The 15930-nt window shown below is 69.1% G+C and carries 15 protein-coding genes; 6 read left to right on the top strand and 9 right to left on the bottom strand.

Annotated elements, in window-relative coordinates:
* Positions 1–4 precede the first annotated feature (4 nt).
* On the bottom strand, positions 5–1171 hold the full coding sequence (locus tag ACFW2E_RS03770) for an HpcH/HpaI aldolase/citrate lyase family protein (protein ID WP_384460850.1): 1167 nt from the start codon (positions 1169–1171) through the stop codon (positions 5–7).
* A 185-nt stretch (positions 1172–1356) separates the two neighbouring features.
* Between ACFW2E_RS03770 and ACFW2E_RS03765 the strand changes: the two genes are divergently transcribed.
* Complete coding sequence (locus tag ACFW2E_RS03765; RefSeq protein WP_384460847.1) at positions 1357–2205, top strand: TerD family protein; 849 nt, start codon at positions 1357–1359, stop codon at positions 2203–2205.
* A 3-nt stretch (positions 2206–2208) separates the two neighbouring features.
* On the opposite strand, the gene ACFW2E_RS03760 is transcribed toward ACFW2E_RS03765, so the two are convergent.
* The 6 genes from ACFW2E_RS03760 to ACFW2E_RS03735 all read right to left on the bottom strand — a co-directional run bounded on the left by ACFW2E_RS03760 (position 2209) and on the right by ACFW2E_RS03735 (position 6858).
* On the bottom strand, positions 2209–2943 hold the full coding sequence (locus ACFW2E_RS03760) for a Tellurium resistance (protein ID WP_384460844.1): 735 nt from the start codon (positions 2941–2943) through the stop codon (positions 2209–2211).
* Positions 2944–3149: 206 nt separating this feature from the next.
* Positions 3150–4292, bottom strand: coding sequence for a DUF475 domain-containing protein (locus tag ACFW2E_RS03755; protein ID WP_384460840.1), 1143 nt, complete (start codon positions 4290–4292; stop codon positions 3150–3152).
* 187 nt (positions 4293–4479) lie between these two features.
* On the bottom strand, positions 4480–5055 hold the full coding sequence (locus ACFW2E_RS03750; RefSeq protein WP_384460837.1) for a TerD family protein: 576 nt from the start codon (positions 5053–5055) through the stop codon (positions 4480–4482).
* 97 nt (positions 5056–5152) lie between these two features.
* Complete coding sequence (locus tag ACFW2E_RS03745; protein WP_384460834.1) at positions 5153–5728, bottom strand: TerD family protein; 576 nt, start codon at positions 5726–5728, stop codon at positions 5153–5155.
* Positions 5729–5843: 115 nt separating this feature from the next.
* Positions 5844–6302 (bottom strand): peroxiredoxin, encoded by a 459-nt coding sequence (locus tag ACFW2E_RS03740; RefSeq protein ID WP_384460831.1) that lies wholly within the window; start codon positions 6300–6302, stop codon positions 5844–5846.
* Between the two features lie 118 nt (positions 6303–6420).
* Complete coding sequence (locus tag ACFW2E_RS03735) at positions 6421–6858, bottom strand: DUF3052 domain-containing protein (RefSeq protein ID WP_384460828.1); 438 nt, start codon at positions 6856–6858, stop codon at positions 6421–6423.
* 473 nt (positions 6859–7331) lie between these two features.
* Between ACFW2E_RS03735 and aceE the strand changes: the two genes are divergently transcribed.
* Positions 7332–10079 (top strand): pyruvate dehydrogenase (acetyl-transferring), homodimeric type, encoded by a 2748-nt coding sequence (gene aceE / locus ACFW2E_RS03730; protein ID WP_384460825.1) that lies wholly within the window; start codon positions 7332–7334, stop codon positions 10077–10079.
* Positions 10080–10155: 76 nt separating this feature from the next.
* Positions 10156–10917 (top strand): potassium channel family protein, encoded by a 762-nt coding sequence (locus ACFW2E_RS03725; RefSeq protein ID WP_384460821.1) that lies wholly within the window; start codon positions 10156–10158, stop codon positions 10915–10917.
* Between the two features lie 21 nt (positions 10918–10938).
* On the opposite strand, the gene ACFW2E_RS03720 is transcribed toward ACFW2E_RS03725, so the two are convergent.
* The gene (locus ACFW2E_RS03720; protein WP_384460819.1) at positions 10939–11220 is read right to left on the bottom strand and encodes a small hydrophobic protein; all 282 of its coding nucleotides are present in this window, start codon (positions 11218–11220) and stop codon (positions 10939–10941) included.
* A gap of 238 nt (positions 11221–11458) precedes the next feature.
* Complete coding sequence (locus ACFW2E_RS03715) at positions 11459–13078, bottom strand: MFS transporter (RefSeq protein WP_384460816.1); 1620 nt, start codon at positions 13076–13078, stop codon at positions 11459–11461.
* 66 nt (positions 13079–13144) lie between these two features.
* Between ACFW2E_RS03715 and ACFW2E_RS03710 the strand changes: the two genes are divergently transcribed.
* From ACFW2E_RS03710 to ACFW2E_RS03700, 3 genes are all read left to right on the top strand, one after another.
* Positions 13145–13780 carry a TetR family transcriptional regulator gene (locus ACFW2E_RS03710; RefSeq protein WP_384460813.1) on the top strand — a complete coding sequence of 212 codons (636 nt, stop codon included), beginning with the start codon at positions 13145–13147 and terminating at the stop codon, positions 13778–13780.
* A gap of 82 nt (positions 13781–13862) precedes the next feature.
* On the top strand, positions 13863–15080 hold the full coding sequence (locus ACFW2E_RS03705) for an alpha/beta hydrolase (protein ID WP_384460810.1): 1218 nt from the start codon (positions 13863–13865) through the stop codon (positions 15078–15080).
* 66 nt (positions 15081–15146) lie between these two features.
* Positions 15147–15930 (top strand): DUF4429 domain-containing protein (locus ACFW2E_RS03700; protein WP_384460807.1); only part of this gene is annotated, 784 nt, incomplete at its 3' end.

Here is a 15930-nt window from a genome sequence, read left to right as displayed (position 1 = left end):
GTGGTCAGCCGGGGATCCCGGCGGCGAGCAGCTCCACGAAGCCGACGTCCTCGTTGGCGACACCGAACACCTCGGCGCGCAGCATGGTCCGCTCGGCCCAGGCGCGGTGCGGCTTCACCTCATTCATCTTGTTCGTGTACGCCGACCTGAGTACACCCCCACCGCCGCGTTCCGGCCGCAGGATGTCCTGGGCGTCACTGAACTCTTCGTGACTCACCACTGACAGCGCGTGCACCGGCAGGACGTGCGAGGGGTGGATGCAGGTCTTGCCGAGCAGTCCGTTGGCCTGGTCCAGGGAGATCTCCCTCAGCAGCCCGTCCATCGCGTGCTCGATCAGTCTCTCGCGCAGCTCCACGGCCTGCCCCTCCAGGAAGGGGCTGTGCCGCAGCATCGGCTTGAACATGCGCTCGGGGACCCTGAAGTACTCCCAGACCGGGCCGGTCACCGTGAAGCCGGTGCCGTCGGCCCGCCCCAGCATGTTCACCACGTCGGCGATCACGGAGGCGATGATCTGGACGTCGTACGCCGTCATGTCCGGGGCCCGGCGCAGGCCGTACGAGGAGCAGAAGTCCGTGACGCCGAGGCGCAGTGCCAGCACCCGGTCGCGGTACTTGTCGACCGCGCGGGCGATGCCCTCCAGGGCCTCCACGCGCGTCTCCCGGTACATCAGCTCGGGCGTCTCCAGCACCGGCATCCCGAACAGCCGCCGCCCGCTCGCCGTCTCCGCGGTGGCCAGGGCCTCCAGGAAGGGGATGCCGCGCTCCTCGGTGAACTTCGGGAACACGAATCCGGACAGCAGCCGGACGGTCGGGCCGAGGCGCCGCACGAGGTCGGGGATCTGTTCGGGGAAACGGACCCGGATGAAGAGCAGGGGCAGGCCCACGTCCCCCCGCGCGTCGAGGTCGGCGAACTGGTGTACGAGGTTGCGCTCGCCCTCCAGGACGTCCTCGTCCCCGATCGAGTCCTCCAGGCACAGCACCATGGAGACCACGCCGTTCGCGGCCTGCTTGACGATGTCCTCGGCCAGCCGCGGCCGGATGGCCGGGCTGTACAGCGTGGCGCCCAGGGCCGCGGAGAGCAGCCGGGCCGGGGAGTCGGCGGTGAACTCGCACGGCTCCTGATGGAAGAGACGCTGCCGCACCTCAGGGGCGATGTGCCCGAAATGACGCATAAAACTCCCCCGTGGCGCAAGGTAAGCGTGTGGAATCGATGACAGGTGGCCGGTAATAGTACGTATGGATCCATGTCGGGGGTTCCCGCCGGGCATGAATTTCAGGTAACGCCGGCAAGCACAACCCTCTCGGTTGTGGGTACCCCGCATTGTCGTGACCAGGACCGAGAAGGCAGGATGACCGCATGACGCACGCGATGCTGAAGGGGTCGAACGTCCCGCTCGAAGCCACGACGGTGCGCGCCGTGCTGCGCTGGACGCCCGGGCAGGGGGTCCCGGATGTCGACGCCTCGGCGCTGCTCCTCGGCCCCGACGGTCGTGTGCGCTCCGACGAGGACTTCGTCTTCTACAACCAGCCCCGGCACCCCTCCGGGAAGGTGTGGCGGCTCGGCAAGAAGCGTATCGCCGAGGGCCTGACCGACACGATCCAGACAGAACTCTCCGGTGTCGAGACCGGTGTCGGCCGTATTCTGCTGGTCGCTTCGGCGGACGGCATCGCCTTCGAGCACGTACAGGCCCTGCGCATCCTGCTGTACGACGCGACGATCACCGACGGTGAGCCGCTGGCCCACTTCGACATCAAGCCGGAGACGGGCGCGGAGACCGCCCTGATCTGCGGCGAGCTGTACCGGCGCGGCGAGGGCTGGAAGTTCCGCGCCCTGGGCGAGGGCTACTCGAACGGCCTGAAGGGCCTGGCGACCGACTTCGGCATCTCGGTGGACGAGTCCGAGGGCGCCGACGAGCCGCCCCAGTCCCTGCCCCTGCCGCCGGAGCAGCCGACGGCGGTGCCCACGCAGCCGGCGTACGGCTATCCGCAGCCCCAGACGACGGCGGCCCAGACCGCGGCGGCCCAGGCCCAGCCGGCCTACGGCTATCCGCAGACCACGAGCCGGCCCGCGTACGGCTACCCTCCGGCACCGGCCGCGGCGGCCACCTCGGCGCAGTCAGGCTACGGCTACCCGCCCCCGGTGACGACGGTCCCGAACCCGGACTTCCGGCTGCCCCCGCAGGGCCCCCAGTTCATCGGCCGCTGACCGTCACTCCACCTTGGTCTTGTAGCCCCGGCCCCACTGCAGTCCCCAGCCGTACAGCCGGTCCAGCTCGCCCTGGAACCCGTAGACGAACTTCACCTCACGGCGGACGACCAGTTCGCCCTTGACGTTCTCGATCATCACGACGGCGCAGGAGCGGGCCTGCGGGTGACGTTCGTCGAGGCCGATCTCGATGCGGGGACCGTTGCTGGGGTAGAGCGTGACGATGGCGTGGGTGCGGTCGAAGGCCGGGGTCTGGTCGTATATGTAGACGAAGACCAGCAGCCGCTTGATCTCCTCGCGGTGGTCGAGGTTGACGTAGATCGTCTCACCGGACGCCGAACCGAACCGGTCGTCGCCGCTGAGTTTGACGTACGGCGGCGAATTGACGTCCCCGAGGTAGTTGCCGAGCGGCTGGACGACTCCCTTGGTGCCGTCCATGAGCTCGTACAGGCACCCCAGGTCGAGGTCGACGTTGACCATGCTCTGGCCGTGCCCGAGCACCTCCGCCGGCTTGAGCGCCTTGAAGGGGTGCCGGAACAGACTGGTGCGCTGGTCACCGCCGATGTCGGAGGTCCGCATCCGCCAGGTCAGATTGATGCGCAGGTGCCCGGTGGCCGCGTCCTGCTTGGTCAGGGACACCTGCTGGTGCCGTTTGGTGAGCTGGATGGAGTTGGTCGCGGCGCTGCCCGAATCGAAGTCGGCAGCGCGTCCGCCCAGCAGCCCGTCGAAGAAGCCCATCCCCACCCCCATGTACGTGACCCACGTACCCCAGACACCAAAACCCCCGGGCCGCCCCCCCCCCCCCCCCCCCCCTCACCCCCCCCCACCCACCCCGACCCACCACCCCCGGGGGGCGCCCCCCGCCGCCCCCCCCGCAGTGAGCGTTCCTCACCCGGAAGGTGATCACACCTGGCGCGTGAGGAACCCTGGACGTGAACCGGGCCCTAGACCGAGACCTCAGTCTTCTCGTCCGAGCCCGTCGCTTTTCCCGAGGCCGCCTCCAGCGCGCGGTTGCGGCGGACGGAGGACCAGAAGGACCAGGCGATCAGGACGACGCCGACGAGACCCGTGATGACCTCGTTGATCTCGTACTGGATGGTGACCATGAGGATCACGGCCAGGGCGCCGATCGCGTAGTGGGCGCCGTGCTCCAGGTAGACGTAGTCGTCGAGGGTGCCCTGGCGGACCAGGTAGACGGTGAGCGACCGGACGTACATCGCGCCGATGCCCAGGCCCAGCGCCATCAGGACGATGTCGTTGGTGATGGCGAAGGCGCCGATCACGCCGTCGAAGGAGAAGGACGCGTCCAGGACCTCCAGGTAGAGGAACATGAAGAACGCGGCCTGGCCGGCCAGCACCACCGGAGAGCGCTTCTTGCCGGTGCGCGCGGCCTCTTCCTCCTCCTCGTGCTCCCGCTCCTCCTCTTCCTCGAGCTTGTCCTCGAAGTAGCCGGAGAGACCGCCGACGATCATGTACGTGATCAGGCCGGCGATGCCCGCGATCAGCACCGTCTGCGCCTTGTCCACGTGAGCGCCGCCGTGCTGGTGGGCGTGGGTGGCGAAGGTGAAGGAGGTGATCAGCAGGACGATCAGGGAGATGCAGACCGACAGCATGTCGACCTTGCCGAGCTTGGCCAGCGGCCGCTCGATCCAGCGCAGCCACTGGATGTCCCGGTCCTCGAAGATGAAGTCGAGGAAGATCATCAGCAGGAACATGCCACCGAAGGCGGCGATCGACGGGTGGGCGTCGGTCACCAGCTCCTGGTAGCGGTCCTTGTTGTTCAGAGCGAGGTCGACGGCCTCGATGGGGCCCATCTTGGCGCTGATGGCGACGATCACGACGGGGAAGACCAGCCGCATGCCGAAGACCGCGATGAGCACACCGACCGTGAGGAAGATCTTCTGCCAGAAGGCGTTCATCTTCTTCAGGATTCCGGCGTTGACCACCGCGTTGTCGAACGACAGGGAGATCTCGAGGACGGAGAGGATCGCCACGATGCCGAAGGCCTCCCACCCCCCGTAGAAGACCGCCGCGGCCAGACCGAGCGCGGTGACCGCGAACGACCAGCCGAAGGTTTTCAGAAGCACTGGCTACCCAATCGTGTGTGGGGGGTACCTCCCGGACGAAGTCTGGGAGCGGGTCTCCCCCGCGCCGTACTCGGCTTTACTCATTGTTGACCCCGAAGTGTAGGGCCTGCCCCTAAAGCCGGGCCAGGAGGGGTTCCCGGCTCTGGCACACACAGGTCCGAGCAGGTGCGGTCACCCGCCGGGCCCGCTACGAGACGTTGACCCCGAAGTCCATGGCGATACCCCTGAGTCCGGACGCGTACCCCTGGCCCACGGCCCGGAACTTCCATTCGCCGCCGTAGCGGTAGAGCTCGCCGAAGATCATGGCCGTCTCGGTGGAGGCGTCCTCACTGAGGTCGTAGCGCGCGAGCTCCTGGCCGTCGGCCTGGTTGGCGACCCGGATGAACGCGTTGGAGACCTGCCCGAAGGTCTGGCCGCGCTCGTCCGCCATGTGGATCGAGACCGGAAAGATGATCTTGTCGCAGGCGGCCGGCACCTTCTGCAGGTCGACCAGAATCGATTCGTCGTCGCCCTCGCCCTCACCGGTGAGGTTGTCACCGGTGTGCTCCACCGAACCGTCCGGGCTCTTCAGCTGGTTGTAGAAGACGAACCACTCGTCGCCCAGGACCCGCTGGCCCTGGCACAGCAGCGCGCTGGCGTCCAGGTCGAAAGGTGCCCCGGTGGTGGAGCGCGCGTCCCAGCCGAGCCCGATCAACACGTTCGTGAGATTCGGCGCGGCCTTGGACAAGGAGACGTTGCCTCCCTTGGCGAGCGTGACGCCCATGATGCTGGTCCTCCCCTAGGTGGTGCTTCTTCGGTTGTCCTGCGCGTCCGGCGCCGACCGTAAACGGTGCGGCGCCGGACATGAGTGCGTTCGGGTCTCAGACGTTGACGCCGAAGTCCTGGGCGATCCCGCGCAGGCCCGAGGCATACCCCTGGCCGATGGCACGGAACTTCCACTCCGCGCCGTTGCGGTAGAGCTCGCCGAAGACCATGGCGGTCTCCGTGGAGGCGTCCTCGCTCAGGTCGTAACGGGCGATCTCGGCGCCGCCGGCCTGGTTGACGACGCGGATGAAGGCGTTGCGGACCTGGCCGAAGGACTGCTGGCGGTTCTCGGCGTCGTAGATCGACACCGGGAAGACGATCTTGTCCACGTCGGCCGGGACCGCCGCCAGGTTGACCTTGATCACCTCGTCGTCGCCCTCGCCCTCACCGGTGAGGTTGTCGCCGGTGTGCTCCACCGAGCCGTCCGGGCTCTTCAGGTTGTTGAAGAAGACGAAGTTCTGGTCACTGCCGACCTTGCCCGACGAGTTCAGCAGCAGGGCGCTGGCGTCGAGGTCGAAGTCGGTGCCGGTCGTGGTACGGACGTCCCAGCCAAGACCGACGAGGACCGCGGTCAGACCCGGGGCCTCCTTGGTCAGGGATACGTTGCCGCCCTTGCTGAGGCTGACTCCCACGAGTCCCTCCATATGGTGTCCAGGGGCGGGGAGCCCCGTGGTGCTTCGGATACCGGATCAACGATTCGATCCTAGTGACGGGTTCCCGCCCCCCGCAGGCCCTGGACCCGAAGAATCACAGGGTGTCGAGCGCCTTCACGTACTCGTTCAGGTCCCGCGCGTCCGGCAGGCCGTTGACCACGGTCCACCGCACGACGCCTTCCTTGTCGATGATGAAGGTCCCGCGGACGGCGCAACCCTTGTCCTCGTCGAAGACGCCGTAGGCGCGCGAAATGTTGCCGTGCGGCCAGAAGTCGCTCAGCAGCGGGTACTCCAGGTCCTCCTGCTCGGCGAAGACGCGCAGGGTGTGGATGGAGTCGTTGGAGACGGCGAGCAGCTGGGTCTCGCGCTCCGAGAACCGCGGCAGGTTGTCGCGCAGCTCGCACAGCTCGCCGGTGCACACGCCGGTGAAGGCGAAGGGGTAGAAGAGCAGCACCACGTTGCGCTCGCCGCGGAAGTCGGAGAGCTTCACGGTGCGGCCGTGGTTGTCCTTGAGCTCGAAGTCGGGCGCTTTGTCGCCGACCTGGATCGCCATCGTCCTGCGTCCCTTCGGTGGGGCTGTTCGGGTGGCACCACCCTACGCAGCGATCACCGCACACCGGCGGACGGGCCGAGCGGAACTCGACCCGTCCTGTGTGTCCGGGATGAGGCGGCTACCTCTTGGACTTCGCGGCCTTGGGCGTCACCAGACGCGAGCCGCTCCAGTCCTTGCCCACGCTGACGCTCTTGGAGGCCGACAGCCCCGCCGTCACGGCGGCTTCCGAGATGTCACTCGGCTCGACGTACCCGTCACGGCCCGTCTTCGGCGTGAGGAGCAGGATCGTGCCGCCCTCCTCGATGTAGGTGGTGGCGTCCACCAGCACATCCGTCAGGTCGCCGTCGTCGTCGCGGAACCACAGCACGACGGCGTCGGCCACGTCGTCGTAGTCCTCGTCCACGAGCTCACTGCCGATGACTTCCTCGATGGACTCGCGGAGCTCCTGGTCGACGTCGTCGTCGTAGCCGATCTCCTGGACCACCTGCTCGGGCTGGAACCCCAGCCTGACGGCAGGGCTCGTCCGCTCCTCCGCGTGGTCCGCGGTCGCGCTCACGGGTTGCCTCCTGATCATTTCTTGGTGAGTATCTCAGCCACGCGCGTACGCGAAGCATTGGCCGTAGTCCACACGGGCGGGGCGGATCGCGCAAGTACCCGGCCGTTCAGACCGCCGAAACGGTGACGATCCCGGCCGTGTCGTGGCAACTCCTGGCACGCCTTCTAGATCCAGGGTGACCTACACCAGACGCTTCTGCCCGATTTACCCGCTTGGGAACCCTCTGTAGATCACCCAGGAGCACGGTAGTCGAACATTTTTGCCAATCGCGTCATACGCTGGGCGTATCGTTGCGTTTTGGCCGGAGCCGCCCGAGTACGGCTTGAGGGAGACCGTACGGACATCTCGGTTACCCCACGGTAGAGATGACGTAAGCCTCCCCGAGGTACACGATGGGGGACGGTACCGGCACAAGAAACGCCGAGCAGCAACGCCCAAGCAGAAAAGCGGCCCTCTGACAGGTAAGGAACAGCGTGGCTTCCGGATCCGATCGCAATCCGATCATCATTGGCGGCCTTCCGAGTCAGGTTCCTGACTTCGATCCCGAAGAGACCCAGGAGTGGCTCGACTCCCTCGACGCCGCCGTCGGCGAGCGCGGCCGGGAACGTGCCCGCTACCTCATGCTCCGCCTGATCGAGCGCGCCCGCGAGAAGCGCGTCGCCGTGCCCGAGATGCGCAGCACGGACTACGTCAACACGATCGCGACCAAGGACGAGCCGTTCTTCCCCGGCAACGAGGAGATCGAGCGCAGGATCCTGAACGCGACCCGCTGGAACGCGGCCGTCATGGTCTCCCGCGCGCAGCGGCCCGGCATCGGTGTCGGCGGCCACATCGCCACGTTCGCCTCCTCCGCCTCCCTGTACGACGTGGGCTTCAACCACTTCTTCCGCGGCAAGGACGAGGGCGACGGCGGCGACCAGGTCTTCTTCCAGGGCCACGCCTCCCCCGGCATCTACGCGCGCGCCTACCTGCTCGACCGGCTCACCGAGCAGCAGCTGGACGGCTTCCGCCAGGAGAAGTCGAAGTACCCGAACGGGCTCTCCAGCTATCCGCACCCGCGCTCCATGCCGGACTTCTGGGAGTTCCCGACGGTGTCCATGGGCCTCGGCCCGCTGGGCGCGATCTACCAGGCCCGGATGAACCGCTACATGGAGGCGCGCGGGATCGCGGACACCTCCAAGTCGCACGTCTGGGCGTTCCTCGGCGACGGCGAGATGGACGAGCCGGAGTCGCTCGGCCAGCTGTCCATCGCCGCGCGCGAGGGCCTGGACAACCTGACCTTCGTGGTCAACTGCAACCTGCAGCGCCTGGACGGCCCGGTGCGCGGCAACGGCAAGATCATCCAGGAGCTGGAGTCGGTCTTCCGGGGCGCCGGCTGGAACGTGATCAAGCTGGTCTGGGACCGGAGCTGGGACCCGCTGCTCGCCCAGGACCGCGACGGCGTGCTGGTCAACAAGATGAACACCACGCCGGACGGTCAGTTCCAGACGTACGCGACCGAGTCCGGCGCGTACATCCGCGACCACTTCTTCGGCGGCGACCACCGGCTGCGCGCGATGGTCGAGCACATGACCGATGACCAGGTCCTGCACCTGGGCCGCGGCGGCCACGACCACCGGAAGATCTTCGCGGCGTTCTCGGCGGCCAAGGCGCACAAGGGCCAGCCGACCGTGATCCTCGCCAAGACGATCAAGGGCTGGACCCTCGGACCGAACTTCGAGGGCCGCAACGCCACGCACCAGATGAAGAAGCTGACGGTCGCCGACCTCAAGGGCTTCCGCGACCGCCTGCACCTGCCGATCTCCGACAAGGAGCTGGAGTCCGGCCTGCCGCCGTACTACCACCCGGGCCGGAACTCGGAGGAGATCCAGTACATGCACGACCGGCGCAAGGGCTGCGGCGGGTACGTCCCGACGCGCGTCGTGCGTTCCAAGCCGCTCGCCCTGCCGGACGACAAGACGTACGCGAGCGTGAAGAAGGGCTCGGGCCAGCAGTCCATCGCGACGACCATGGCCTTCGTCCGGCTCCTCAAGGACCTCATGCGGGACAAGGAGATCGGCAAGCGGTTCGTGCTGATCGCGCCGGACGAGTACCGCACGTTCGGCATGGACTCCTTCTTCCCGAGCGCGAAGATCTACAACCCGCTCGGTCAGCAGTACGAGGCGGTGGACCGCGACCTGCTCCTGGCCTACAAGGAGTCGCCCACCGGCCAGATGCTGCACGACGGCATCTCCGAGGCGGGCTGCACGGCGTCGCTGATCGCGGCCGGCTCGGCGTACGCGACGCACGGCGAGCCGCTGATCCCGGTGTACGTCTTCTACTCGATGTTCGGTTTCCAGCGCACGGGTGACCAGTTCTGGCAGATGGCCGACCAGCTGTCGCGCGGTTTCGTCCTCGGCGCGACCGCCGGGCGTACGACCCTGACCGGTGAGGGTCTGCAGCACGCGGACGGCCACTCGCAGCTGCTCGCCTCGACGAACCCCGCCTGTGTCGCCTACGACCCGGCGTACTCGTACGAGATCGCGTACATCGTCCAGGACGGCCTGCGCCGCATGTACGGCGGCGACGCGGAACACCCGCACGGTGAGGACGTCTTCTACTACCTCACCGTCTACAACGAGCCCATCCAGCACCCTGCCGAGCCGGCGGATGTCGACGTGGAGGGCATCCTCAAGGGGATCCACCGGATCAGCGAGGGCACGGCGGGCTCCGTCCCGGCGCAGATCATGGCGTCCGGTGTCGCGGTACCGTGGGCGGTCGAGGCGCAGCGGATCCTCGCCGAGGAGTGGGACGTGCGGGCGGACGTCTGGTCGGCGACCTCCTGGAACGAGCTGCGGCGCGAGGCCGTGGAGTGCGAGCAGCACAACCTGCTGCACCCGGAGGAGGAGCAGCGCACCCCGTACGTCACCCGCAAGCTGAACGGTTCCGAGGGCCCGTTCGTGGCCGTGTCCGACTGGATGCGATCGGTTCCGGACCAGATCGCGCGGTGGGTCCCCGGGACTTACCAGTCCCTCGGTGCGGACGGCTTCGGCTTCGCGGACACCCGTGGCGCCGCACGCCGCTTCTTCCACATCGACGCGCAGTCGATCGTGGTGACGGTGCTCACTGAGCTGGCCCGGGAGGGCAAGGTCGACCGTTCGGTGCTGAAGCAGGCCATCGACCGTTACCAGCTGCTGGACGTGTCGGCGGCGGACCCGGGAGCCGCCGGGGGCGACGCGTAGCGCCGGGCGGCCCGGGCGGCTGAGGGCGGTGGGGCATCGAGTCCCACCGCCCTTGCGTTTTCCTTACGATGCGGGCATGGAGGAACAATCGGCGCAGGCGCGTTGGGAACGGCTCACCCAACGGCCCCTGCTGGCGCTCGCGGTGGCCTTCGCCCTCGCCTATGCCGTGCCGATCGTGGACAGTTCGGCGGGGCACTCCCTGACGGCCGCGTGCACGGTCGTGGAGTGGGTGGTGTGGGGGTCCTTCGCCACGGACTACCTGGTGCGGCTGGCGATCGTGCGCCGGCGCAAGGAGTTCGTACGGACCCACTGGCTGGACCTGTGCGCGGTGGTGCTGCCGATCCTCCAGCCGCTGCGGCTGCTGCGGCTCGTCTCGACGCTGCTGCTGGTGCAGCGCCGGGCGCGGATGGCCTCCCAGATCCGGCTGACGACGTATGTCGCCGGGGCGGTGGTCGGGCTGCTGATGTTCGGTTCCCTTGCCGTGCTCTCGGTGGAGCGGGAGTCGCCGAACGGGAACATCCGGACGCTGGGTGACGCGGTGTGGTGGTCGTTCACGACGATGACGACCGTCGGGTACGGGGACCACGCGCCGACCACCGGGCTCGGGCGGATGATCGCGGTCGGTCTGATGCTGTCCGGGATCGCGCTGCTGGGCGTGGTGACCGCGAACATCGCCGCGTGGTTCATCTCGCGGTTCGAGAAGGACGACGTGGAGGAGCGGCGGCAGACGGAGGCCATCGAGTCGCTGACCGAGGAGGTGCGCGCGCTCCGGGCGGAGGTGGCCGCGCTCACCGCGCTGGCCTCGGCGCGGGAGCCGGTGGAGGAACGGCCGGGGTGAGGGCGGGCCCTCGCAACGTCGTCAGAACATTCCGTTGCCCGGAGTCGACGTGCCTGCCAGCCAGATGATGGCCAGGAGGGTGTCTATCGCGCCCAGGACCACGGCCAGCAGGGCCGGGACGGGGCGGGAGGGCGACCAGGCACGGCCCATCGCGAGCCAGCCGCAGACGATCGCCAGCGGGCCGAGGACGATGCCCAGCGCGAAGAAACCGGCGACCGCGCAGATGACTCCGACGATGCCGAGCGTCGCACGGTCCGGCCCGGTCCGATGCCGTGTACGGCCGCGTGTACGGGGATACGCCATCATCAACTCCCTGGTCCTGGTGGACTGTTCGGGTGCGATGAATCGGGTACCCCCGTTCCGCGTCCGCAGACCTGTCGGCGCGCTGCCCCCCTCCAGCAGCGCGCCGCGGCCTCTCTTCCCCCATGCCCTGCGGAGGACTTGACCCACTGTGACCTGCGGTGCGCGCCGGAGGCGAGGGATCTTTAGCGGAGTCACCCTGATGAGCGAACTCCGCCCGGATCCGGTTTCGGTGCTCGCCTCAGATGTGGCCCACGCCCGCGCCCGACTCCGCGTTCTCACCGCGCCTGGTGAGCAGCGCCACCAGGACGGCGACGGCCGCGACGCCCGCGGCGACGAGCGAGGCCAGGCTCATCCCGGAGATGAAGGTGTCGTGCGCGACCGAGGTGATCTTCTCGACGATCGGCTCCGGCGTGCCCTTGGCCACCGGCGCGACACCGACCTGGACCGCCTCCGAGGCCTGGTCGAGCTGGGCTGGCGTGAGCTTCGGGAGCCCCGCGTCGGCCCAGTTGCCCGGCAGGTCGCTGTCGACCTTGGAGGCCATCACGGCACCCAGCACCGCCGTACCGAGGCTGCCGCCGATCTGCATCGCGGCCTGCTGGAGACCACCGGCCACACCGGACAGCTCCATCGGGGCGTTGCCGACGATGACCTCGGTGGCGCCGACCATGACCGGGGCGAGGCCGAGGCCGAGCAGCGCGAACCAGAGGGACATCACGGCGCTGCCGGTGTCCGCCTTCAGCGTCGACATGCCGTACATCGCGATCGCGGTGGCCACCATGCCGCCTGCGAGCGGAACGCGCGGGCCGAGCTTGGTGATCACGGCGCCGGCCAGCGGGGAGCCGACGATCATCATGCCGGTGAGGGGCAGCAGGTGCGTCCCGGCGTCGACCGGGTCCATGCCGTGGACGTTCTGCAGATAGAACGTCACGAAGAACAGGCCGCCCATGAAGGCGATGGCCATGAGCACCATGAGGACCACGCCCGCGGCCAGCGGGACCGAACGGAACAGGCCCAGCGGGATCAGCGGCTCCCCGACCTTGGTCTCCCAGAGGGAGAAGAGCGCGAAGAGCAGCACCGAGCCGGCGATGAACGCCCAGGTCTTGCCGTCGCCCCAGCCCCACGTGGGCGCCTTGATGAGCGCCCAGACCAGGCAGAACATCGCGCCGGAGAGCAGCGCGATGCCGAGCAGGTCGAAGGAGCGCGGGGCGTTCTCGGCGCGGTGGTCGCGCAGGATCAGCACGCCGAGGACGAGGGCGACCAGGCCGACCGGCACATTGATGAAGAACACCGACTGCCAGCTGACGTGCTGCACCAGCACACCGCCGAGGATCGGACCGCCCGCGGTGGACGCGCCGATCACCATGCCCCAGATGCCGATCGCCATGTTGAGCTTCTCGGCCGGGAAAGTGGCCCGCAGCAGGCCGAGCGCGGCCGGCATGAGCAGCGCGCCGAACAGGCCCTGGAGGACGCGGAAGGTCACGACGAGGCCGATGCTGTCGGACAGGCCGATGGCGCCCGAGGCCGCGGCGAAGCCGACGACACCGATCAGGAAGGTCTGCCGGTGGCCGAAGCGGTCACCGAGCTTGCCCGCGGTGATCAGGGAGACCGCGAGGGCGAGGAAGTAGGCGTTGGTGATCCACTGCAGTTCGGACCAGCTGGCACCCAGGTCCTTGCCGATGGCCGGATTGGCGATGGCCACGATGGTGCCGTCGAGGGCCACCATCATGACCCCTACGGCGACGGTTATGAGGGTGAACCACGGGTGGCCGCGCAGGCCCGCGGCCGGGGTCGCGTCCGACGGCGCCGCGGGCGCCTTGTCCCCCGATCCCGTCGTGTCGATGGTGGTCTGACTAGTCATGCCATCGAGGCTAGTGACAGCCACTGACAATTGACAAACCAATTCACAAGTCGGTAACTGACACATATGGAAACGTTGCGCGAACGCAAGAAACAGCGCACCCGGGACGCGTTGTTGCGGGTCGCGCTCGAACTGTTCACGACCCAGGGGTACGAGGAGACGACCGTCGACGAGATCGCCGACGCCGTCGACGTGTCGCAGCGCACGTTCTTCCGCTACTTCGCCAGCAAGGAGGACGTGGCCTTCTTCGTGCCGCGGCTCGCCGAGTCCCACTACGTCCGGGCCGTGCGCCAACGCCCGCCGCACGAGGCGCCGCTGGAGGCGCTGCGCCGGGCCGTGATGGACAGCTGGGACACCATCGAGGAGGCCGTGGAACGCGTCGTCCCGGTCGAACTCCACATGCGCGCCTACCGGATGATCGAGGCGACCCCCGCCCTGCTCGCCGCCCATCTGCGGCGCGCGGCGGAGATCGAGGAGGAGATCGCGCGGATCATCGCCGGGCGCGAGGGCCTGGACGTGGACCTGGACCCCCGGCCACGGCTCGTGGTGGCCGTCTTCGGCGCGGTGATCCGGGTCACCGAGCGCGCCTGGTCCGTGGGCGACGACTTCAGCGTCGCGGCGATCCGCGAGCTCACGGCCTCCTACCTCGATCAGGTGGGACCGGCGCTCGCCGGCAGCTGGCGGCGGGCCGAAACCGACTGAGGCCATCATCACGCTCATCGAAACGTGATCCCTGTCACTCGGTTACCCCGAGACCCGCCCGTTCTCCTAGTGTGTCCTCCCAGTGACTTCCTTCGAAACCTCCCCGCAACTCAACGTCTGGCGCGCGCTGCTCGCTCTGGGCGTTGTGTTCGTGATGCTCGCGACCACCGGCTGGACCGCCCTGCGCAGCCACCCGGGGACGACCCCGCTCCAGGCATCGCTCACGAAGTGGGAGCACGGCCGCATCCACGGCCACCATCTGCCGGACGCGGACGCGTCCCCCGCCCGGCTCGCCCGTTTCTTCGGGTCGCTCTCCCCGCAGGAGAGCGACCGCCTCGCACACCGCTACGCGCTCGCCGTCGGCAACATGAACGGCGCACCCGTCGACCTGCGCTACCGCGCCAACCGCGTCGCCCTGAAACAGGCGGTCAAGGTCGACAGGAAGCGCATGCACGACAGCCGGCTCAGCCCCGCCGGGCAGCAGCAGGCGGGCCGCCGTATGCACCGCTACGAGGCCCTGAGGGCCAAGGGCCGGCACATCCTCGCCTTCGACCCCGAGGGCACGGGCCGGGTCGCCGAGGTCTTCGGCGACCTCGACAGGGCCGAGCGGATCTCCGTCGTCGTGCCCGGCGTCGACACCGACCTGCTCACCTTCCAGAAGACGTACCGCAAGTACTCGGCGACGGCCGGCATGGCCGAGGCCCTGTACTCGGCCGAGCGCACCGCGAGCCCCACGACCCGTACGGCCGTGATCGCCTGGGCCGACTACACCGCGCCCGACGGCCTCGGCGTGGACGCGGCCACCGCGATGCGGGCCGAGGACGGCGCCGTACGCCTGAACGCGCTGCTGCGCGGCCTCCCCGGCACCGCGCCCGTCTCGATGTTCTGCCACAGCTACGGCTCCGTGGTCTGCGGGGTCGCCGCGCACGCCATGCCGGACCGGGTGGCCGACATAGCCGTGGCGGCCAGCCCCGGCATGCGGGTGTCCCGGGCCTCGCACCTGGGCACGGCGGCCCGGGTGTGGGCGATGCGGGACGCCAGCGACTGGGTCCAGGACGTGCCGTACCTGGAGGTCGGCGGGCTCGGACACGGCGCGGACCCGGTGTCCGGAGCCTTCGGCGCGCGGGTGCTGTCGGCGCGGGACGCCCAGGGACACAGCGGCTATTTCGAGCCCGGCACGGACAGCCTGCGGAACTTCGCGGACATCGGTGTTGGCGCGTACCGCTCGGTGACGTGCGCGCACGAAGACGACGTGTGCCGGGCGGGTTTGCCCGACGCGACGGCGGACGGACGCGCGTAGAGGCGCAGGAACTGCGGTCCGCGCGGAGAGGGGACGGAAGAGCGCGTGCCGCATACGATGAGCCGCATGGGTGACGTACTGGCCGGATTTCATGCCGCCTGGGAGTTCGAGTCCGACTCTGTGCTCATCCGTTACGAACGCGGGATTCGAACACCGAAGCTGTTCCACACCCTCGGTGAACGGCGCATCCCGCTCGCGGCGCTCTCCGGTGTGACCCTCGCTCCCGGCAAGCGCGGCACGGTGGTCCTGCGGGCGGAGCCGCGCCCCGGCGCGGACCCGGTGATGGAGGCGGCGGCCGGGCAGCTGAAGGAGGGCGACGACCCCTACCGTCTCGTCCTGCCCGCCGAGCGCGAGACCCTCGCCGAGTACTACGCCGACGAACTGCGCGCGCAGCTCACCGAGTCCGGACCCGCGGAGCGCCACCTGGTCGCCGCGCCCGAGGCGCCCCGGCACTTCAAGGCGTACGACGGCAAGGCGTCCTTCGACGGGACCTCGGTGCACTTCCGCTGGTCCTGGACCGGTGCCTCCTCCGCGAAGTGGAAGGCCGGCGACCAGAGCTTCCGGGTCGCCGACCTGAGCGGGGTCGAGTGGCGCTCCCCCGAGGTCTTCGAGGGCCATCTGCGCCTCCTGCACCGCGACGCGTCCGCCGAGCGGCCCGCCCAGCCCGACCAGGATCCGGCGACGGTCGTCTTCGGCCTCGGCTACGGACCCGTCCACGAGTCGCGGCCCCGCGCCGCGGGCCCGCCCCCCGCCCGCCCGGGGGGGGGGGCCGCGGCGGGGGCCCGCGCCCCCACCCCGCCCCAACCGCCACACGGGGGGCGCCGCCCCGCCCGGCGGGGGGGGGGCGCGG

Origin of the sequence: Streptomyces sp. NPDC058964 (assembly GCF_042741275.1) — a bacterium.
GTDB lineage: Bacteria > Actinomycetota > Actinomycetes > Streptomycetales > Streptomycetaceae > Streptomyces.
The sequence above is the reverse complement of the archived record's forward strand: the minus strand, read 5'-3'. Positions and strand labels throughout refer to the sequence as shown.

What these genes read in the sequence shown, in the direction of transcription:
- ACFW2E_RS03715 (WP_384460816.1), bottom strand. Translation starts at nt 13,078, where the DNA reads ATGACTAGTCAGACCACCATCGACACGACGGGATCGGGGGACAAGGCG.
- ACFW2E_RS03720 (WP_384460819.1), bottom strand. Translation starts at nt 11,220, where the DNA reads ATGGCGTATCCCCGTACACGCGGCCGTACACGGCATCGGACCGGGCCG.
- ACFW2E_RS03765 (WP_384460847.1), top strand. Translation starts at nt 1,357, where the DNA reads ATGACGCACGCGATGCTGAAGGGGTCGAACGTCCCGCTCGAAGCCACG.
- ACFW2E_RS03725 (WP_384460821.1), top strand. Translation starts at nt 10,156, where the DNA reads ATGGAGGAACAATCGGCGCAGGCGCGTTGGGAACGGCTCACCCAACGG.
- ACFW2E_RS03740 (WP_384460831.1), bottom strand. Translation starts at nt 6,302, where the DNA reads ATGGCGATCCAGGTCGGCGACAAAGCGCCCGACTTCGAGCTCAAGGAC.
- ACFW2E_RS03770 (WP_384460850.1), bottom strand. Translation starts at nt 1,171, where the DNA reads ATGCGTCATTTCGGGCACATCGCCCCTGAGGTGCGGCAGCGTCTCTTC.
- ACFW2E_RS03750 (WP_384460837.1), bottom strand. Translation starts at nt 5,055, where the DNA reads ATGGGCGTCACGCTCGCCAAGGGAGGCAACGTCTCCTTGTCCAAGGCC.
- ACFW2E_RS03760 (WP_384460844.1), bottom strand. Translation starts at nt 2,943, where the DNA reads ATGGGCTTCTTCGACGGGCTGCTGGGCGGACGCGCTGCCGACTTCGAT.
- ACFW2E_RS03710 (WP_384460813.1), top strand. Translation starts at nt 13,145, where the DNA reads ATGGAAACGTTGCGCGAACGCAAGAAACAGCGCACCCGGGACGCGTTG.